Annotated in this window: 17 protein-coding genes and 2 tRNA genes; 5 read left to right on the top strand and 14 right to left on the bottom strand. The window is 68.3% G+C overall.

Annotated elements, in window-relative coordinates:
* Window positions 1–26: 26 nt before the first annotated feature.
* From clpX to VS93_RS09020, 5 genes are all read right to left on the bottom strand, one after another.
* On the bottom strand, window positions 27–1,301 hold the full coding sequence (clpX, locus tag VS93_RS09040) for an ATP-dependent Clp protease ATP-binding subunit ClpX (protein WP_046469520.1): 1,275 nt from the start codon (window positions 1,299–1,301) through the stop codon (window positions 27–29).
* Window positions 1,302–1,590: 289 nt separating this feature from the next.
* Window positions 1,591–2,253: an ATP-dependent Clp protease proteolytic subunit gene (locus VS93_RS09035; RefSeq protein ID WP_046469519.1), complete on the bottom strand. Its 663-nt coding sequence runs from the start codon at window positions 2,251–2,253 to the stop codon at window positions 1,591–1,593.
* A 47-nt stretch (window positions 2,254–2,300) separates the two neighbouring features.
* Entirely contained in the window at window positions 2,301–2,903 is a 603-nt protein-coding gene (locus VS93_RS09030; protein WP_082126746.1) for a ClpP family protease, read from the bottom strand.
* 256 nt (window positions 2,904–3,159) lie between these two features.
* Window positions 3,160–4,614 carry a trigger factor gene (tig, locus tag VS93_RS09025; RefSeq protein WP_046469518.1) on the bottom strand — a complete coding sequence of 485 codons (1,455 nt, stop codon included), beginning with the start codon at window positions 4,612–4,614 and terminating at the stop codon, window positions 3,160–3,162.
* Between the two features lie 226 nt (window positions 4,615–4,840).
* Window positions 4,841–4,915: transfer RNA gene (locus tag VS93_RS09020), tRNA-Pro, on the bottom strand.
* A gap of 112 nt (window positions 4,916–5,027) precedes the next feature.
* Here VS93_RS09020 and VS93_RS09015 point away from each other — a divergent pair.
* The 3 genes from VS93_RS09015 (at window position 5,028) to VS93_RS09005 (ending at window position 7,858) form a co-directional block, all read left to right on the top strand.
* Window positions 5,028–5,098, top strand: a tRNA-Gly gene (locus tag VS93_RS09015).
* Between the two features lie 206 nt (window positions 5,099–5,304).
* A complete protein-coding gene (locus VS93_RS09010; protein WP_082126745.1) occupies window positions 5,305–5,802 on the top strand; it encodes an adenylyltransferase/cytidyltransferase family protein in 498 nt (165 codons plus the stop codon).
* Between the two features lie 169 nt (window positions 5,803–5,971).
* Window positions 5,972–7,858 carry an ABC transporter ATP-binding protein gene (locus VS93_RS09005; RefSeq protein ID WP_394298806.1) on the top strand — a complete coding sequence of 629 codons (1,887 nt, stop codon included), beginning with the start codon at window positions 5,972–5,974 and terminating at the stop codon, window positions 7,856–7,858.
* A 23-nt stretch (window positions 7,859–7,881) separates the two neighbouring features.
* On the opposite strand, the gene VS93_RS09000 is transcribed toward VS93_RS09005, so the two are convergent.
* From VS93_RS09000 to VS93_RS08985, 4 genes are all read right to left on the bottom strand, one after another.
* Window positions 7,882–8,379 carry a hypothetical protein gene (locus tag VS93_RS09000; RefSeq protein ID WP_046469550.1) on the bottom strand — a complete coding sequence of 166 codons (498 nt, stop codon included), beginning with the start codon at window positions 8,377–8,379 and terminating at the stop codon, window positions 7,882–7,884.
* A gap of 261 nt (window positions 8,380–8,640) precedes the next feature.
* Window positions 8,641–8,853: an antitoxin gene (locus VS93_RS08995; protein WP_046469516.1), complete on the bottom strand. Its 213-nt coding sequence runs from the start codon at window positions 8,851–8,853 to the stop codon at window positions 8,641–8,643.
* Window positions 8,854–8,955: 102 nt separating this feature from the next.
* The gene (mgtE, locus tag VS93_RS08990) at window positions 8,956–10,299 is read right to left on the bottom strand and encodes a magnesium transporter (RefSeq protein ID WP_046469515.1); all 1,344 of its coding nucleotides are present in this window, start codon (window positions 10,297–10,299) and stop codon (window positions 8,956–8,958) included.
* A 327-nt stretch (window positions 10,300–10,626) separates the two neighbouring features.
* Complete coding sequence (locus tag VS93_RS08985) at window positions 10,627–11,730, bottom strand: PP2C family protein-serine/threonine phosphatase (RefSeq protein ID WP_046469549.1); 1,104 nt, start codon at window positions 11,728–11,730, stop codon at window positions 10,627–10,629.
* Between the two features lie 364 nt (window positions 11,731–12,094).
* Here VS93_RS08985 and VS93_RS08980 point away from each other — a divergent pair, with 364 nt between their 5' ends.
* Entirely contained in the window at window positions 12,095–13,363 is a 1,269-nt protein-coding gene (locus tag VS93_RS08980; protein ID WP_046469514.1) for a GNAT family N-acetyltransferase, read from the top strand.
* A 434-nt stretch (window positions 13,364–13,797) separates the two neighbouring features.
* Here the strand turns inward: VS93_RS08980 and VS93_RS08975 are convergent, their stop codons facing one another.
* The 5 genes from VS93_RS08975 to VS93_RS08960 all read right to left on the bottom strand — a co-directional run bounded on the left by VS93_RS08975 (window position 13,798) and on the right by VS93_RS08960 (window position 16,950).
* A complete protein-coding gene (locus VS93_RS08975) occupies window positions 13,798–14,265 on the bottom strand; it encodes a ribose-5-phosphate isomerase (protein WP_046469548.1) in 468 nt (155 codons plus the stop codon).
* A gap of 83 nt (window positions 14,266–14,348) precedes the next feature.
* Window positions 14,349–14,492, bottom strand: coding sequence for a hypothetical protein (locus VS93_RS08970; RefSeq protein ID WP_236700430.1), 144 nt, complete (start codon window positions 14,490–14,492; stop codon window positions 14,349–14,351).
* A 152-nt stretch (window positions 14,493–14,644) separates the two neighbouring features.
* A complete protein-coding gene (locus tag VS93_RS08965; protein ID WP_046469512.1) occupies window positions 14,645–16,072 on the bottom strand; it encodes an aldehyde dehydrogenase family protein in 1,428 nt (475 codons plus the stop codon).
* Between the two features lie 56 nt (window positions 16,073–16,128).
* Window positions 16,129–16,293, bottom strand: a complete 165-nt coding sequence (locus tag VS93_RS30040) for a hypothetical protein (protein WP_173434282.1) — start codon at window positions 16,291–16,293, stop codon at window positions 16,129–16,131.
* A gap of 45 nt (window positions 16,294–16,338) precedes the next feature.
* On the bottom strand, window positions 16,339–16,950 hold the full coding sequence (locus VS93_RS08960; RefSeq protein ID WP_046469511.1) for a mycothiol-dependent nitroreductase Rv2466c family protein: 612 nt from the start codon (window positions 16,948–16,950) through the stop codon (window positions 16,339–16,341).
* A 242-nt stretch (window positions 16,951–17,192) separates the two neighbouring features.
* Here VS93_RS08960 and pepN point away from each other — a divergent pair, with 242 nt between their 5' ends.
* Window positions 17,193–19,754, top strand: a complete 2,562-nt coding sequence (gene pepN, locus VS93_RS08955; protein WP_046469510.1) for an aminopeptidase N — start codon at window positions 17,193–17,195, stop codon at window positions 19,752–19,754.
* The last annotated feature ends 23 nt before the right edge of the window (window positions 19,755–19,777 follow it).

Here is a 19,777-nt window from a genome sequence, read left to right as displayed (position 1 = left end):
GGGCCCGCCCCTGGGCGGGGATCCGCTCAGGCGCTCTTCTCCTCGCGCTCGGAGGCGAGCTTGGCGCGGGGCACGATGGTCGGGTTGACGTGCTCCAGCACCGCCTCCCGGGTGATGATCACCTGGCCGACGTCCTCGCGGCTGGGCACCTCGTACATCACCGAAAGCAGGACCTCCTCAATGATCGCACGCAGGCCGCGGGCACCGGTGCCGCGGATGATGCCCTGCTCGGCGATCGCGTCGAGGGCGTCGTCGCTGAACTCCAGCTCGACGTTGTCCAGCTCGAACAGCCGCTGGTACTGCTTGACCAGGGCGTTGCGGGGTTCGGTCAGGATCCTGATGAGGGCTTCGCGGTCGAGGTTGTGCACGCTGGTGATGACCGGCAACCGCCCGACGAACTCCGGGATCAGCCCGAACTTCAACAGGTCCTCGGGCATGACGTCGGAGAACTGGTCGGCGGCGTCGCCCGTGTCCTGCGAGTGCAGCACGGCGTTGAAGCCCATGCCCTGCTTGCCCACGCGCGACTCGATGATCTTCTCCAGGCCGGCGAAGGCGCCGCCGCAGATGAACAGCACGTTCGTGGTGTCGATCTGGATGAACTCCTGGTGCGGATGCTTGCGCCCGCCCTGCGGGGGCACGCTCGCGGTGGTGCCCTCCAGGATCTTCAGCAGCGCCTGCTGCACGCCCTCGCCGGAGACGTCCCGGGTGATCGAGGGGTTCTCGCTCTTACGGGCGACCTTGTCGACCTCGTCGATGTAGATGATCCCGGTCTCGGCCTTCTTGACGTCGTAGTCGGCCGCCTGGATCAGTTTGAGGAGGATGTTCTCGACGTCTTCGCCCACGTACCCGGCCTCGGTGAGCGCGGTCGCGTCGGCGATCGCGAAGGGGACGTTCAGGATCTTGGCCAGGGTCTGGGCGAGCAGCGTCTTCCCGGAACCTGTGGGGCCCAGAAGCAGGATGTTGGACTTGGCGATCTCGACATCCTCGTCGCGCGGGCGGTCGCCCTCGGACTGCACCCTCTTGTAGTGGTTGTAGACCGCGACCGACAGCGCCTTCTTCGCGGTCTCCTGGCCGATCACGTACGAGTCGAGGAACTCGTAGATCTCCCGAGGTTTGGGAAGGGTGTCCCACTTCAGCTCGGTGGTGTCGGCGAGCTCCTCTTCGATGATCTCGTTGCACAGGTCGATGCACTCGTCGCAGATGTAGACACCGGGGCCGGCAATGAGCTTCTTCACCTGCTTCTGGCTCTTGCCGCAGAACGAGCACTTCAGCAGGTCTCCACCGTCGCCGATGCGTGCCACCCAGCTACTCCTTAAAACGTAGGCCGTCCCGCCAGCGAGCCACCGAAGCGGTAAGGGGTCGTCCCTCGCGGGCGTCCCCGTATCCCGGAGGCGGTATCACGCCCTTCTCGTGCGCAAGCTACCGCTCTTGCAGGATATGCGCTCCCGGTGCCGATTTCGGACGGGCGGGCTGTGCGTCGTTCCCCCGAGACTAAGCGAAAAAGCGGGCCGGCTTCACCACGTAGCACTCTCCGGCGTGTGTTCCGCCGACCCGATTCGCTCGAACGGTTTCGGGAGCGACCTGCTCGCCTCAGCCCTTCAAGGACGCTTTGCGGTACGGGAAGACGTAGTCGATCAACCCGTACTCCACGGCCTCGTCGGCGGTGAGGATCTTGTCTCGCTCGATGTCCTTGGAGATCTGCTCCGCCGACCGGCCGGTGTGCCGGGCGAGCGTCTTCTCCAGTTGCTCCCGGATCCGCATGATCTCGTTGGCCTGGATCTCGATGTCGCTGGCCTGGCCGTACGTCCCCTCGGTGGCCGGCTGGTGCAGCAGGATCCGAGCGTTGGGCAGGCAGCCCCGCTTGCCCTTGGACCCCCCGGCGAGCAGCACCGCGGCGGCCGAGGCCGCCTGGCCGATGCACACTGTCTGGACGTCCGGGCGCACGAACTGCATCGTGTCGTAAATGGCCATCAGCGACGTGAAGGACCCACCCGGCGAGTTGATGTACATCTGGATGTCCCGATCGCTGTCGATCTGCTCCAGTGTGATCAGCTGCGCCATGATGTCGTTGGCGGAGGCGTCGTCGATCTGCACGCCGACGAAGATGATCCGTTCCTCGAAGAGCTTGTTGTACGGGTTCATCTCCTTCACGCCGTACGACGTGCGCTCGACGTAGGACGGGAGGATGTACCGGCTCTGCGGGGCCATCGGTGCCATGCCGCCGCCGTAAGGGCTTGGGTTGTACTCGGTCATGTTCGGGCCTTCCACACTGCACCTATCCAAACGGGCTGGATCTCCGATCAACTGCTCTCACCGGCTACGTCGAGCGTGCCCTCTAGCACCTCGTCGATGAAGCCGTAGTCCCGGGCCTCCCGCGCGGTGAACCAGCGGTCCCGGTCGGAATCCTTCTCGAGCTGCTCCACGCTCTGGCCCGTGTGGAACGAGACCCGCTCCATGAACAGCCTCTTCACGTACAGGAGTTGGTCGGCCAGGATCCGGATGTCGGAGGCGGTACCCCCGATACCACCCGAAGGCTGGTGCATCATGACACGGGTGTGCGGGAGCGCGTAGCGCTTCCCCTGCGTCCCGGCGCACAGCAGCATCTGCCCCATGGAGGCGGCCATCCCCATGCCCACGGTCCGGACATCGTTGGGGATGTACTGCATGACGTCGTAAATCGCCATACCGGCGGTCACCGAACCGCCCGGCGAGTTGACGTAAAGCGTAATGTCCCGGTTCCTGTCCTCGGCGGACAGCAGTAGCAGTTCTCCCACGATGCGGTTGGCGATCTCGTCGTCGACCTGCTGGCCGAGGAAGATGATGCGCTGGCGCAGCAGGCGCTGAGACGTCTGCTCGTAAAGCGAGGGAAGAGGCGACTCGACCGTACGGGCGTCGATTCGCATGGACTCATCATTGGTCGGCGGCACTCTCGTCACCTGCTCCGAAATCGAAACGGTTGCGACGCTTGCGACACTAACGCTCCTCGCCCCCCTGCTTGGTACGGATGGCAGCGCTGTTCGCTTTGAGCGCAGGTATAAAGCCGTTTGACGTGCGGTTTCCGCAAAAAGTGAACGCGCCCCGCGCCGACTCCTGAACAGGATGGCGCGGGGCGCGGGCTCCGCGTCCGCGCGGCCGCGGACCGAGGAGGCCGGGGCGAGCTTACTTCTCGGTGTCCTTCGCCTCCGCGCTCTCGGTCTCCGTCGCTTCAGAGGCCGTCTCGGAGGCCGCCTCCGGGGCGTCGCCCTCCGGGGTCTCGGTGGGCTCGCCCTCCTCGGCGTCGGCGGTGTCCTGCTCGGTCTGCCGCTCTTCGCTCTCCTGCTCGATCACGTTGCCCGACTCGTCGGTGATCCTGGCCTTCTCCAGGACCAGTTCCATCGCCTTGGCGCGGACGACCTCAGTGTAGGCGACGCGGATCTGGTTGGACTCGACGAGATGCTGCGCGAGCTGGTCCGGAGAGACTCCCATGCGCTGGGCCTGCTCGACGACGTACTGGCTGAGCTCGCTCTGGTCGGCGGACAACTCCTCCTGCAGAGCGAGCTGGTCGAGGATGAACCCGGCCTTGACGGCGGTGTGCGCGCCCTTGGTGAGCTCCTCCTCGAACTCCTCCTCGGTCTGCTCCTGCGACTCGAGGTAGGCCTCCTTGGTCAGGCCGCTCTGCTCAAGCTGCTTCTCCAGGCTCTCGCGGCGGCGCGTGATCTCGTCCTCGACGACCGACTCCGGCAGCGGCACGTCGATGGACTCGACGAGCTGCTCCAGCGCCCGGTCGCGCGCCTGGGAGAGCTGCTGCAGATGGCGCGTCTGCTCCATGCGGGAGCGGACGTCGTCGCGCAGCTCCTGGATGGTGTCGAACTCGCTCGCCATCTGAGCGAACTCGTCGTCGAGCTCGGGAAGCTCCTTGACCTTGACGGTGTGGACGGTGACGGTGACGTCGGCCTCCTTGCCTTCGTACTCACCGCCGACGAGCGTCGTCGCGAACGTCTTCGACTCACCCTCCGACATGCCTTCCAGGGCATCGTCGAGCCCTTCGAGCATGGTGTTGGTGCCGACCTCGTAAGAGATCCCGCTGGCCTGCACGTCCTCCAGCTTCTCACCGTCGATGGCGGCGGAGAGGTCGATGGAGAGGTGGTCGCCTCCCTGCACCGGGCGGTCCGCGCCGACGAGGGTGGAGAAGCGCTCACGCAGGTTGGAGACCTGCTCATCGACCTGTTCGTCGGTGGCCTCCGCGTCGTCGACGGTCACCTCAAGGCCCTCGTAATCGGTGACCTCGAACTTCGGCCGGACGTCGACCTCGGCGGTGAACGCGAGCTCGTCGTTGTCCTCGAGTTTGGTGATCTCCACGTCGGGCTGGCCGAGCGTGAAGAGCTCCTGCTGCTGGACGGCCTGGTTGTAGAGCTCCGGAACGGCGTGGTTCACCGCCTCGCTGATCACCGCTCCGCGCCCGACGTAGCGGTCGATCAGCCGAGCCGGCGCCTTGCCCGGGCGGAAGCCCTTGATCCGGACCTGCTTGGCGAGCGACTTGTATGTCTCGTCGAAGGCGTGCTCGAGTTCCTTGAAGGGAACCTCGACGGTCAGCTTGACCCGGGTCGGGCTGAGCTCCTCGACATCGGTCTTCACGGGGCGGTACTCCTAGATTTCCGGCTGTTTTCCGGGACGATCCGCGGCACACTGCCCGGCCCCGGTATACGGCAAGCACCGGCGGGCACGGACCGTGGCGCCGGGCTCTGACGAAAGCACTGGATCTGATCTCGCAGTTTTCTGCTGATCGTGCCGAGTCTACGGCAGATACGCGGCTGCTCACGGCCCGTTGACGCCGCACGTCCGCGGACCACGAACGTCATCGTCGGGGAGGCGGGATTCGAACCCGCGGCCTCATGCTCCCAAAGCATGCGCGCTAACCAAGCTGCGCTACTCCCCGTGGACCTCGCGCGGGCACCACCGGGAGGTGGCACAACCAGCGCTGTGGAGACTGTAGTCTTGTCCCCGTCGGCTCAACGAGTCTAGAGGAAACTCAGGCGGGCTGATGCCACGCGGGCGTAGTTCAATGGTAGAACTCCAGCCTTCCAAGCTGGCCATGCGGGTTCGATTCCCGTCGCCCGCTCCGCACGACAAAGGGCCAGGTGACCGGACGACCCCGACCGCCTGGCCCTTGGTCGTTCCAGCGGGCGCCCTGCTGCGCGGCAGAGGCCTCATTGCCGGACCCGGCCATACCAGGGACGTCCCTGGCGCGGGTATGTTATCGATGCGGGCCACGCCGGCATGGCGGCCCAGGGTCGATCGTGCGCTTGGGTTGCGAGGTTGGAGCTGATGACGAGTCCCGAGTCGGCGCGTGCGGGGGAACTCGAGCTGCGGTGGTCCTCCGCGCCCTCCGCCGCATCGACCCCCGTCGTTGTCACCGGGGTCTTCGACGTACTGCACGTAGGGCACGTGCGCTTCCTGCGCAGCATCCGCGAACGCGGCCTCCCCCTCGTGATCGGGGTCGAGGACGACGAACGCGTCAGCGCCTGGAAGGGGCCGGAGCGGCCGGTGAACCCGGCCGACGAACGCGCCGAGGTGCTCAGCGCCCTTCGCTGCACCGACGCCGTGTTCATCATCTCCGGGCCGCCGGAGGTCACGGGCTGGGACGCCTACGCCGACCTGCTACGCCCGCTGGCCCCCTCCGCCCTGGCCTTCACCATCGGTGATCCCTACACCGAGGCCAAGCGGCATGGAGCCGAGGCCCTGGGAGCCGAGACGTGGGAGCTGCCGCTGACTCCCGGCCGCTCCACCACCAGCGCGCTTGGCAGACTCACGACATCCCTGTAGCACCTGCCCGCGAGGCGTCGCCGATCGGCCCGTTCCGCGACCGGCGTAATTCCCCTGGGCCCTTCGCCGGGGATCGTGGGAAGCAGCCAATGCCGGTCCGTGTTGACGTTGCTGTCCCAGCCGCGGCATCCGCGGAGAGAACGCGCGAGACGATACGGGGTTCACAATGATGACGGGTGGCGGACCACCCATTTACCGGTCCCTGGTCAACGACGGCAGCGCCAAAAGCACCAGCCTGTCTCCGGGAACCGTGCGCAGGATCGGCGAGTACGCCAGGCCGCACTGGCGGTCCATTCTGCTGTTCGTGCTGGTGACATCGGTCGGTTCGGCGATTGTCGTCGCCAACCCGCTGCTGCTCAAGACGATCATCGACCACGGCGTCGCGCGGCAGGACAGCACCCTGGTGGTCTGGCTGGCGATCGCGGTCGCCGTGCTCGCGCTGCTGGAGGCCACGCTGGGGCTGACCGGCAGGTGGCTGTCGGCGCGTATCGGCGAAGGCGTCATCTACCTGCTGCGCACCCAGGTGTTCGCCCACGTCCAGCGGATGCCTATGGCGTTCTTCACCCGCACGCAAACCGGTTCGCTCATCAGCCGGCTGAACACCGATGTCGTAGGCGCCCAGCGCGCCATCACCTCGGTACTGCAATCGGTGGTGTCGAACGTGATCAGCACCCTCGCGGTGGTGACCACGATGCTGCTGCTCTCGTGGCAGATCACTCTCATCGCGCTGCTGCTGGTGCCCCTGTTCGTGCTGCCCGCCAAGTTCATCGGCCGCAAGGTCGCCAGGATCTCCCGCGACGGCATGGACCTGAACGCCGAGATGAGCTCGCTGATGACCGAGCGGTTCAACGTCGGCGGCGCGATGCTGGTGAAGCTGTACGGCAGGCCCGAGGAGGAGTCCGAGGGGTTCGCCCGGCAGGCGGCCCAGGTGCGCAACATAGGCGTGGTCCAAGCCGTGTTCGGCGGGCTGCTGTTCACCCTGCTCGGCCTGATCACCGCCCTCGCCACGGCCGTGGTCTACGGCGTGGGCGGCAACCTGGTGATCAGCGGTGCTTTCGAGCTGGGAACCCTCGTGGCGCTGACGACGCTGCTGGCTCGCCTCTACGCTCCGGTCACGGCGCTGTCCAACGTGCACGTGGAGATCATGACCGCACTGGTCAGCTTCGACCGGGTCTTCGAGGTCCTGGACCTCACACCGATGGTCGAGGAGAAGGCCGACGCGAGGGACCTGCCCGACGGCCCGTTGACCGTCGAGTTCGACCACGTCTCGTTCCGCTACCCCAGCGCCGACGAATCCTCGCTGGCCTCACTGGAGCTGACGCCGCACGCCGAGACCATCGAGAACACCCAGGTGCTGAGCGAGGTCTCGTTCACCGCCGAGCCGGGGCGGCTGGTGGCGCTGGTGGGCCCCTCGGGCGCGGGTAAGACGACCCTGACCCACCTGGTCTCGCGGCTGTACGACCCGACGGAGGGGAGCGTACGGATCGGCGGGCTGGACCTGCGCGACGCCAGGTCGCAGTCGCTGCGCGGCAGCGTCGGCGTGGTCACCCAGGACCCGCAGCTGTTCCACGACACCGTCGGGGCGAACCTCCGCTACGCCCGGCCCGGCGCCACCGACGAGGAACTGGTCGAGGCGATGCGCGCCGCCCAGCTCGGTCAGCTTCTGCAGACCCTGCCCGATGGCCTGAAGACGATGGTGGGCGACCGCGGGTACCGGCTTTCCGGTGGTGAGAAGCAGCGGTTGGCGATCGCGCGGCTGCTGCTGAAGGCCCCGTCCGTCGTCGTGCTGGACGAGGCCACGGCGCACCTGGACTCGGAGTCCGAGGCCGCCGTTCAGGAGGCGCTGCGGACCGCGCTGACCGGGCGGACCTCCCTCGTGATCGCCCACAGGCTGGCGACGGTGCGCGAAGCCGATCTGCTCCTGGTCCTGGAGGACGGCCGGATCCTGGAGCGGGGAACCCACGAGGAGCTGCTGGCCCAGGGCGGCCTCTACGCGGCGCTGTACCGCACCCAGTTCGCCTCGCAGGAGAGGCCGGGCACCCCGTCGAGCCGGTGACGCCGGGGCGGCGGAGCCCGCGCCTACGCCTTCTTGCTCTTCTTCTTGCGTTCCTTCTTGGCGGGCCGCTGCTTCGCCGGGAGGGGCCCGGCGGGCGCCTCGGCGGATTTCTTCGCCTTCTTTTCCTTCTTGGCCTTCTTGGCCTTCTTCGGTTTCTTGGCGTCCTTGGAGGTCACGTGGATTTCCAGGGACTCCGGAATCGGGGCGACGCCGGGCCCGCCCTCGAAGATCCAGTCGTCGAGCTCCTCGATGAGGCGCTCCTCGGTCATCTCACCGAACCACACCGGGCGGCCGCCCCGGGCGCGCCCCTGCGAGGAGGGGTGCACGACGACGACGTTGGCCTGGAAGCAGATGTCGAGGCACTCGCTGACACGCACGGGGATATCGCGCCCCTTGTGGTCGTGCACCTCGCTCAACCGCCGCAGCTGCCCCTCGTGGTCGACGCCGGGGCGCTTCTTGCGGGTACCGCAGCAGCAACCACGGCACACCACGAGCCGGCACGGCTTGTCCGATGGCGTCACCTGGGTCCGCTCCTCTTCATACCCGCGGGTCCTGCCGAGTGGATGCACCGGTGCGGCATCCGCGCTGACCGGCACCTGCCGTCCCGTCTCGTCCCAGCTCATTCCGGGCGCGGCCGGACGACCGCCGCAATAGGTGAGGTTACCCTAAGAGTTTCCTGGCGCCGCGCCGCCCGGCGCGGGAGGCCTGCAGCCCGGGAGGCCACGGGCGCCAAACAGGACGGCCCCGGGCCCGTGGCCCGGGGCCGCTCGCGCTGCAGCGGATCACTGCTCGTCGCGCTCTGTTCGCTCCTTCTCTGCCCGCTTGCGGAGGTATTCGGTCGCCGTCCCACTGGCCTTGTCGATCTTGTCGTCGTGTTCGCTGCCGGTCTTCCGCTTCGCGGTCTTCGCGACTTTCTCGACCTGTTCAGCGATCTTCTCGCTGTTCTTCTCGGCCGTCCTTTTGACTTTGTTGAAGGCGTCTCCGAGACCGGACATGCACCTCACCTCCGAATGCGATACGTCCCACCTGTGGCGGGCAGGAGGAGCGATACCCGTAAAACAGCGCGTTATACCAGATAAGACACGTGGAAGTGACGATCAGATCCCGAGGAGGACACGGGCGGTGCTGAAGTAGATGAGCAGCCCCGTCGCGTCGACCAGCGTCGTGACCATGGGAGCCGAGACCACCGCGGGGTCGACGCCGACGCGGCGGGCCAGCAGCGGCATCGTGCTCCCGATGATCGCGGCCCACGTGCAGATCGCGATGACAGAGCTCGCGACCGCCAACGCGACCCCTCCCGGAACCACCGCCCACCCGACGGTCAGCGCGATCGTCGCCAGAATGCACCCGAGCATGAGTCCGACCCGGCTCTCCTTCCAGGCGACCTTCGGCAGGTCCCGGAGCCGCACCTCGCCCACCGCGAGCGCGCGCACGATCGCGGTGGCCGACTGGGAGCCGACGTTACCGCCGGTCCCCATGAGCATCGGGATGAACAGCGCCAGCGCGGTGACCTGCTCCAAGGTCCCCTCGAACCCCTGCAGAACGGTCACCGTAAGGGTAGAGGCGATGATGAGCAGCAGGAGCCAGACCACGCGCGCCCGCGCGAGCTTCGTCACCGTCACGGCGACATAGTGCCCGGCGACCGGGCTGGCCGCCGACTGACGGGCGATGTCCTCGGAGTCGGCCGCCTCGATCAGTTCCAGGGCGTCGTCGAAGGTCAGCAGCCCGACGAAACGCTCCTCGGAGTCCACGACCGGCAGCGCGACCAGGTTCGCCTCCTGCATGAGGCGCGCGGCCCCCTCGGCCGGCTCGGTCGCCCGCACCCGAGGGACGAGGATATCGACGATGTCCTTCAGGAGCGTCTCGTCGTCGTTGATGACGAGATCGCTCAGCTCCACGGTTCCGGCGAGCCGCCGGCCGTCGTCGACCACGGGCAGCGTGTAGACGGTCTCGGCCTCGGCGCCCTTCGCCCGGACGACCTCCAGAGCCCGCCCCACGGTGAGATCCCGGTGCAGGATGATGGTCTCCGGCGTCATGTACCGGCCGACCGACTCCTCGGGGTAGCCCAGCAGGGCCGCGGTCATCTTCCGTTCCGCAGGGCTCAGGCCGGCCAGCGCGCGGGTGGCGATCTTGGCCGGCGCCTCTCCGATGAGCCGCGCCCGGTCGTCGGGGTCCATCTCCTCCAGGAGCTCGTGGAAGGCGACGTCGCGCAATCCGAGGAGGATCTCCTGCTGGTGAACCGGGTCGAGCTCCTCGAAGACCTCCAGTTCGCGGTCCTTGTCCAGGAGCCGGAAGGGGACGATCGCGAGACGGCTGTCCATGCGTTCCAACTCGTCCGCGATCTCATAAGGGGGATGCTCGGCCAGCCACAGCCGGATCTCGGTGAGGTCGTTCGCCTCGACCAGCTGGGTGAGTTCCGCGACGGGCTCGTCGTTGGCCATCCTGAGCACCCCCTCCGTGCGTCCCGTATACCCCCGGGCGGGCCCAATGGGGATCGTCAGTTCATCCGACAGCTCCAGAACACACCGATTCCACGCGAACACGCGTGTTGGCACAGGCGGATGGGCGTGTCGGTCGTCCAGGCGGCGCCTCGACGCCATGGGTCGGATCCCGTGGTGAACACCGTGATCGCACAGCGGAGCCCACCTCAGCCGGTGTTCCGGGGCCGCTCCTCTTCCCGGGGAGCACCCCGACCCTACCGGCACCGCCCCTTGCTGCGGACATCTGGCCGCCCTGCGTCTCCACCGCGCGGGGAGAGGCACGCGGAGTCAGGAGCGCCAGATGACCACCAGCGCGCAGTCGTCGTTCTTTTCCCTGCTGAGGCCGTCCACAAGGGGGCCTGCCCCCGGGCCGAAGCCTTCGGTGACCAACTGCTCGGCCGCTCCCAGGAGGCGGTCCACTCCCGCGTCCAGGTCCTCTCCCGGTGTCTCGATAAGGCCGTCGGTATAGAGCATGATCGCGTCGCCCGGGCGCAGCCTCCCCTTTACGGGCGTGTAACTCATCTCCGGGATGACACCGAGAACGACCCCTTTGGCATCGGCGGTGCTCCAGGTGCCGGCGCCGTTGTCGAACTGGACGGCGGGCGGATGACCTGCGGAGGCGATGATGTAGTCGCCGCTCTCCAGGTCGATACTGAGATGCACCGCTGTGACGAACCCCTCACCCATGGAGGTCCGCATCAAATAGTCGTTGCAGTGCGACAGGAACTCGCTGCTGGGGACCGCGCTGATGAGTCCGCCGAACGCGCCCGAGAGCATCAGAGCGCGGGTTCCGGCGTCCACGCCCTTGCCGGAGACGTCCACGACGGCGAGGTCGAGCCGCTCATCATGGCGCATCGAGACGACGAAGTCACCGCCGAACGACGACCCGCCGGCCTGGCGGAGGATCGCCGTACCGCCCCAGCCGGCGGGCAGGCGCGGCAGGCGCCCCTGGGCGAGCAGGCGGTCGCGCAGGTCGAGCAGCATCCGCTCGCCTCCGAGTCCCTGAACCCCGATCCGTTCGCGGACCCCCGACAGCAGGTAGGCCAGGACCGCTGTGACGCCGATGGTCACCAGCAGCCCCGGGCCCACCTGCCCGAAGTCCAGCTTGAACGTCACGAACAGCAGCACGGCCGCGACAACACCGAGGAGGAACGCCAGGCTCTTGCGCTTCAGCAGCAGCCCGCCGGCCAGCACGGTGAGGATCACCGCGCTGGGCGGGAACCAGCCGGACGGCCCCCACACAGCACCGACACCGATACCGACGGCCAGCACCACCAGGGTGATCAGCACGATCCGGTACCGGAACAGCACGTTGCGCCGGAGTACGGCGAGCACGCGCTGGCTCGCCGAACGAGCGCAGCGCAGGAGCTTGGGGGTTACTGAAGCGTTCATCGTGCCCGAACTGTAGCGTCCACCTGAGGACCTGGCACGCAGCTGCGGAATCGCTTCCAGCACGGCGGCGGATAGCAGACAGACCGATATCCGCCCAGCGTGTGCCCGAAAAACCACACAGGAATACGCATGGTCCAGTATGGGCAGAGAAGCGCCGCCGCGTCAGGCCTCCGGAGGCAATCCGACGGTGATTCGCCGGAAAATCCCGGACCCGGTCGACCGTCAATCCGGGCTTCGGACGGCTCGCAACTGTGACTGCTCGCTTCCCCCACTGCCACTGTTCTCCGCCGGCGTGATCGGCGCCCCGCGGCCGAGCGGAAAATCCGTTGGCCGCCCTGTACCGCCGGTGATAGGCAAAGGAAGTATGTCGCGATCACACACCGCCAGAACCGACGACGCCGCTACGTGGAGCCCCGGCCCCATCGACGACGACCGGTTCGCCGCCTTCGCGCGGTTATGCGCCGAGGCGCTGAACAGCCATAACGCCTCCGTAGAGCGGCTGGAACACTACCGCGCCATCACCGACCTCGACCGTACCCTGGCGGTGTTCGACGGTGAGCAGATGGTGGGCACGGCGGTGGCGCACTCCTTCACGATGACGCTGCCCGGCGGGCAGCGCCCCGTCGCCGGGGTGTCCGGCGTGGGGGTCTGGCCCACCCATCGCCGCCGGGGGATCCTCAGCGCGCTGATGCGCCGCCAGCTCGCCGACATCCGCGAGCGGGGCGAGGCGGTCGCGGCGCTGTTCGCCAGCGAGGGCGGCATCTACGGACGCTTCGGGTACGGTTCCGCCTCCGCCTCGGCCATGATCACGCTGCGGCGGGGCGAGGCCGCCCTGCGTCCCGACCTGCCGCGCGACCCCGGACTCCAGCTCAGGCTGGCCTCGCCCGGCGAGGTCCGCGACGAGCTGTCGCTGGTACACCAGGCCGCGGCCTCCACCCTGGTCGGCGAGTTCGCCCGCGACAAGGCGCGGTGGGACCTCCTCCTCTCCGGCGAGGAGCGGGACCGCGCCGGGTTCAGTTCCCTGAAGTGCGCACTCGCTGAGGACGGCACCGGCCCGAGCGGCTACGCGCTCTACCGGATCAGGCAGCAGTGGGACGACCACGGCGTGGCCGACTGCCCGCTGCGTGTCGACCAGCTCTACGCCACAACCCCCGCGGCGCACGCGCTGCTCTGGGAGCACGTCCTCACGCGCGACCTCGTCTCCACGGTCAGCACCGCGCTGCGCCCGCTGGACGACCCGCTCTTCCACCTGCTCAGCGACAAGTACCCGGCCCGCTCGCGGCTCACCGACGGGCTCTGGATCCGGCTCGTGGACCTGCCCGCCGCCCTGGAGCAGCGGTCCTACGCCGCACCCGTTGACGTGGTGATCGAGGCGACCGACACGTACTGCCCGTGGAACGCCGGCCGGTGGCGGCTCGCGGCGGACACCGGTTCCGCACACTGCACCATGACCGACGCCGAGCCGGACATCCGGCTGGACGTCTCCCATCTGGGAGCGGCCTACCTGGGGGACACCCGGCTGTCCTCCCACCTCGCGGCCGGGTCGCTCACCGAGGAGACAGCGGGAGCGGCGCAGCGATTGGACACCGCGCTCAGCCTCCCCACCCGTCCCTTCTGCGGCGTGATCTTCTAGACCCGCGGGCAGCCCGCTGCCCGGGAGCCTTTTCACGGCCGGGTAATCGTATTACCGTCACCGCAAGGCGTGAACGGGTGGAAAAGGGAAGGGGCGGGCGGAGTCGAAGTGCCACGTACACATATCAGCCTGGCCGCGGCGATGCGCGTGCGCGACGTGTCACGTCCGCGCACGGACCGCGATCCCCTCCCCCGGATTTCCCATCCCGCCACGTCGGGCCCGGCCCGGTCACGGGAGAACGTGGAAGCGTCGGATCCGCGCCATCTGATCGGCAGCGCCGCGGATCCGGCGAACCGCCCGCTGGTCCTCCGGAACAGACGACCGGGCCGGACGCCCTGGCGATCCCGCCCGCTCCGCGCGAGGCGAAGCGCGCAACCAGGCACGGCCGGCGGCGCGAGCGCCGCCGCCGGCGCTGATCCGCCGACCGCTGCCGCTCAGGGCAGCGGCGGCAGTTCGCCGTTCTGTTCGTAGCGGCTGATCATCTCGATCCGGCGGGTGTGGCGCTCGCCACCGCTGTAGGGAGTGGTGAGGAAGACCTCGACGAAGCGGGTCGACTCCTCCAGCGGGTGCATCCGGCCTCCGATGCTGAGCACGTTGGCGTTGTTGTGCTCACGGGCGAGCCGGGCGGTCTCCTCGCTCCAGGCCAGCGCGGCGCGGATGCCGGCCACCTTGTTCGCGGCCATCTGCTCGCCGTTGCCGGATCCTCCGAGGACGACCCCCACGGCTCCTTTGTCGGCCGCAACCCCCTCCGCGGCGCGCAGGACAAAGGGCGGGTAGTCGTCCTCCGCGTCATAGACGGCGGGTCCGGCGTCCACCACCTCGTATCCCCGCTCCTTGAGCCAGGAGACGAGGTGCTCCTTCAGTTCGAAGCCTGCATGATCGGATCCAAGGTATACACGCACACCCATAGTCTTGCAGGCCGTCCGACACAGAGGACGCCCGCCCCGCTGAGCGGAGGCGGGCGCGGCCGGGCCGCGCGCCGGAGCTAGGCGGCGGCCCCCACAGTGGCTATGCCCAGGCCCATCGCGGCGAAGAGGAGCAGTGACACCGCCGCGATGAGGTTCACCCAGAGGATGGCTTTAAGGTCCTTGCTCAGTGGCTCGGCCTTCGACACCTTCGGCTTGCTCAACTCGCACCTCGACTCTTGGACACTGACTGACGCGTGGGGCATCTTTTCACAGCCGACAACGTGTGATCCCGGTGCCCTGGTTCCGCTAAGACGCGGCGAGCCGTTCGTGACACTGCTCACCCCGGACGCGGCCGAGCCTCGCCGCCCTGGGGTCAGGCGCCAAGCTGTACCGCCTTGACCTCGCAGAACTCGTCGAGCCCGTGGATGCCCCACTCGCGTCCGACACCGGACTGCTTGTAGCCGCCGAACGGGACGCGCGGGTTGAAGTCGCCGCCGTTCACCTCGACCTGCCCCGCCCGGAGCCTCCGGGCCACAGCGAGCCCGTGATCGCGGTCGCCCGCCCACACCGCGGCGTTGAGTCCGTAGACCGTGTCGTTGGCGATCTCGACGGCCTCCTCCTCGGAGTCGTACGGGATCAGCACGAGGACGGGACCGAAGATCTCCTCCTGGGCGATGCGCATGTCATTGCGCACGTCGGCGAAGACCGTCGGTTGGACGTAGTAGCCCTGCTCGCGGCCCTCGGGCGGCTCGGCACCACCGGTGACCAGCCGTGCGCCCTCCTTCACACCGATACCGATGTAGTCGCGGACGCGGTCGAGCTGGGCCTTGGAGACCAGCGGCCCCATGCGGGTGCCCTCCTCAAGGGGGTCGCCGGGGGCGTGCTTCGCGGCGGCTTCGGCGGCCGTCCGTACGGCCTCGTCGTACTGGTCCCGGTGCACGAGCATCCGGGTGAGCGCGTTGCAGCTCTGCCCGGTGTTGCGCATCACATCGGCCACGCCGCGCTTGACCGCGTGCCGGAGATCGGCATCGGGCAGGATCACGTTGGGCGACTTCCCGCCGAGTTCCAAGGCGACCCTTTTCACCGTGGCCGAGGCGACCTCGCTCACCCGCCGGCCGGCCCGCCCGGAACCGGTGAAGGAGACCATGTCCACGTCGGGGTGGGCGGCGATCGCCTCACCGACGACCGGACCGGTACCGGAGACGAGGTTGAACACGCCCGCCGGCAGCCCGGCGTCGTGGAAGACTTCAGCGAGCGCGTACGCGCCGAGCGGGGCGATCTCGCTGGGTTTGAGCACCACGGTGTTGCCCGCCGCGAGCGCCGGGATCACCTTCAGCACGATCTGGTGCAGGGGGTAGTTCCACGGGGTGATGGCGCCGACGACGCCGACCGGTTCACGGACGACCAGGGACTCACCGACCCTCTCACCGGTGAAGTAGCGTTCGCCCACCTCGTCCAGCAGGTCCAGGTAGGTCTGGAACATCACCATCGGAAGGCCCGCTTGGATCTTGGTGGCGAACTTCAGAGGGGCCCCCATGTCGGCGGCCATGGTGGCGGCGACGTCCTCGGCGCGCCGCCGGAACAGTTCCAGGGCACGCTCGAGGTACGAGCGGCGCTCCGCGACGCTCAGAGCCGACCAGGAGGGAAAGGCCGCCTTGGCCGCCGCCACGGCACGGTCGACGTCAGCCGGGTCGCCCGCCGGCACGGAGTCGATGACCTGCTCGGTCGCGGGGTTGATCACGTCGAGGGCCTGGTCCGAGGAGGAGCCGGTCCAGGCCCCGTTGAGGTAAAGGGATCGCATGGAAGCCACTTTCCCAGAACCGGATTCTGGTATTCACGGCCAGGGTTCCCCGGGGATCAGTCCCAGTGCGGCGGGCGCTCCTCCAGCAGCCGGGCGATGTCGTCTCCCCCGAAGAGGGCCCCTCCCCACCCGGCGCCATGTTCGTCGCCGGGTCCGTCGGGCAGGATCTCCAACTCGTCGTCGGACAGCTCGACCTGCCGCTCATCATCCGGTGCGCTCATCTTTCACGCCCCTTCACGCCGTACGAGACGGTTATCGCTCGGATGTCAGTCGAAGACGGGGTCGCGGTCCCGGCTCCGCTTGAGTTCGTAGAAGCCATCGGTGCCGGCGACCAGCAGGACACCGTCCCACAGCTTCCCGGCCTGCTCACCCTTTGGAGCGGGTGTCACCACGGGACCGAAGAACGACACGCCATCGACCGAGACCGCCGGGGTGCCGACCTCGTACCCGACACGGTCCATGCCGTCCTTGTGCGACCTGCGCAGTGCCCCATCGTAGTCACTGGAGCCGGCGGCCTGCGCCAGATCCCCGGGAAGGCCGGTATCGGCCAGGGCCGCCGTGATCGTCTCGGTCGTCGCGGGCTCCTTGTGAACGTGGAAGCGGGTGCCCAGAGCGGTGTAAAGGGGGCCCAGTACCTCGTTCCCGAAGCGCTGCTCGGCGGCGATGGCGACCCGGACCGGTCCCCACGCCTCCGCGATCAACCGCCGGTACTCCTCCGAGACCTCCTTGTCCTCGTTGAGCACGGCCAGGCTCATCACGTGCCAGCGCGCCCGCACCGGTCGGACCTTCTCGACTTCCAGCAGCCATCGCGACGTGATCCACGCCCACGGGCACTTCGGGTCGAACCAGAAGTCGACGGTGGCCGGTTGCTCGCTCACCCTGCATTCCTCCTCGTTCCGGCTGCGTTCGCGCCCTATGCGCGGCCGTTGCGCCGGTCGCGCTTTGGGGGGTTCCGCCTCGCCCCAACCGATTCGCCGGGTTCCGCATTCCGCGACGATGCGTGGCAGGATCGGAAACAGACGATGTTCAAGGTCAGTAGGTCGGTGCCGCGCGGCTTCGCGACGAGACCGACCATCAGCGACCCGGCCGGCGGAGGCGACGGCCGTGAAGGGAGCAGGACGTGGCGGGCAACCTGACACGTGACGAGGCACGAGAGCGGGCTCGAATCCTCGACGTCTCCTCCTACGGTGTGGAACTCGACCTCACCCAGGGCGACCAGACCTTCCAGTCCGCGACGGTGGTCCGGTTCGACTGCTCCGAGCCCGGTGCCGGCACCTTCATCGACCTCGTCGCGCAGAGGGTCAACAGCATCGAACTCAACGGGCGCGAACTGGACCCGGAGAAGGTGTTCGACGGCGGGCGCATCACGCTGCCCGGCCTGGAGGCCAGCAACGTGCTGCGGGTCCTGGCCGACGCCAACTACATGCGCACCGGCGAGGGCCTGCACCGCTTCGTGGATCCGGTCGACGGAAAGACCTACCTGTACACGCAGTTCGAGACGTGTGACGCGCACCGGATGTACACCTGCTTCGACCAGCCCGACCTCAAGGCGCGGTTCGAGTTGACGGTGTTGGCCCCGGCCGACTTCGAAGTCGTCTCGAACACCGCGCCGGACGTCGTCCGCGAAGCGGTCGAGGGGATCGAGGGCGAGCCGCCCAAGGTCCGGTGGCACTTCCCGGCCTCCCAGCCGATGTCGACCTACATCACCGCGCTGATCGCCGGCCCATACCACGTGGTGCGCGACGAGCACGACGGCATCCCGCTCGGCGTGTTCTGCCGCGCCTCCCTCTCCGAACACCTCGACGCCGACGCGATCATCGAGGTCACGAGGCAGGGCTTCGACTTCTACCACGACCTCTTCGGCCTGCGGTACCCGTTCGACAAGTACGACCAGCTGTTCGTGCCGGAGTTCAACGCCGGAGCCATGGAGAACGCCGGGGCCGTCACGTTCCTGGAGGACTACGTCTTCCGCTCCCGCGTCACCGACGCCCGCTACGAGCGCCGCGCCGAGACGATCCTGCACGAGATGGCGCACATGTGGTTCGGCGACCTGGTCACCATGCGCTGGTGGGACGATCTGTGGCTGAACGAGTCCTTCGCCACCTTCGCCAGCGTGTACTGCCAGGCCCAGGCCACCAAATGGAAGGACGCCTGGACGACGTTCGCCAACATCGAGAAGGCGTGGGCGCTCCGCCAGGACCAGCTGCCCTCGACGCACCCGATCGCGGCGGACATCCCCGACATCCAGGCCGTTGAGGTCAACTTCGACGGCATCACCTACGCCAAGGGCGCTGCGGTGCTCAAGCAGCTCGTCGCCTACGTGGGGGTGGACGCGTTCTTCGCCGGGGTGCGCGAGTACTTCAAGGAACACGCCTGGGGCAACACCGAGCTGAGCGACCTGCTGCGCCAGCTGGAGCACGCTTCGGGCCGCGACCTGTCCGCCTGGTCGCGGGAGTGGCTGGAGACCGCGGGCGTCAACACCATGCGCGCGGACTTCGAGACGGACACCGATGGCGCCTTCACCTCCTTCGCCGTGCTGCAGGAGGCCGCCCCCGACTACCCGACGCTGCGGTCGCACCGGCTCGCCATCGGCCTGTACGACCGCACCGACGAGGGGATCGTGCGCCGCGAACGCGTGGAGCTGGACGTCATCGGCGAGCGCACCGAGGTACCGCAGCTGGTCGGCAAGGCACAGCCCGACCTGGTGCTGATCAACGACGACGACCTGACCTTCACCAAGATCAGGCTGGATGAGCGATCGCTGCGTACCGTGGTCGCGGGTGTCGGGGAGATCCGCGAGTCGCTGCCGCGCGCGCTGTGCTTCTCCGCCGCCTGGGACATGACCCGCGACGCCGAGATGGCCGCGCGCGACTACGTCCGGCTGGTGGTGTCGGGTATCGGCGGGGTGCGCGACGTCTCCGTGACGCAGATGCTGCTGCGCCAGGCGGTCGCGGTACTGCACAACTACGCCGCCCCCGAATGGCGCGAAACCGGGTTCTCGCTTCTCGCCGGGCGGCTGCGCGAGCTGCTCACCGCCGCCGAACCGGGCAGCGACCTGCAGCTCGCCTACGCGCAGGGCTTCGCCGACGCGGCCGTTGACAACGAGCACCTGTCACTGCTGCAGGGGCTGCTCGACGGCGCCATCACCGTCGACGGGCTGACCATCGACACCGACCTGCGCTGGGCCCTGCTACGCCGGCTGGTGGTTAACGGCAGGGCCGAGGAGAAGGAGATCACCGTCCAGCTGGAGTCCGACCCGACCGCCACGGGCGAACGCCAGGCGGCCGGCTGCCGGGCCGCGATCCCGACACCGGAGGCCAAGGCCCAGGCCTGGGAGCGGATCAGGTCGGCCACCGAAATGGCCAATGCCGAGTTCCGGGCCACGCTGGGCGGGTTCACCGAACCGGCACACCGCGAGCTGTACCGGCCCTACGTGGAGAAGTACTTCGCCCTGCTCGGCGACGCGTGGCAGAACTGGACCGGGGAGTTCGCCCAGTCCTTCGCCGAGATCGCCTATCCGAGCCACCTCATCGAGGAGGAGACCCTGCGCCGGACCGATGCCTACATCGAGGTGGAGAACCCGCCTCCGGCGCTGCGCCGGCTGCTGGTCGAGGGCCGCGCGGGCGTCGAGCGCGCGCTGCGCGCCCAGCGCAGGGACGGAAAGGCCGCAACCGCAAACTGATCCGCAGTGGCCCGCCGCTCCGC

The organism is Allosalinactinospora lopnorensis, from assembly GCF_000981225.1.
Lineage (GTDB): Bacteria > Actinomycetota > Actinomycetes > Streptosporangiales > Streptosporangiaceae > Allosalinactinospora > Allosalinactinospora lopnorensis.
This window is presented reverse-complemented; position numbering and strand designations above follow the sequence as displayed.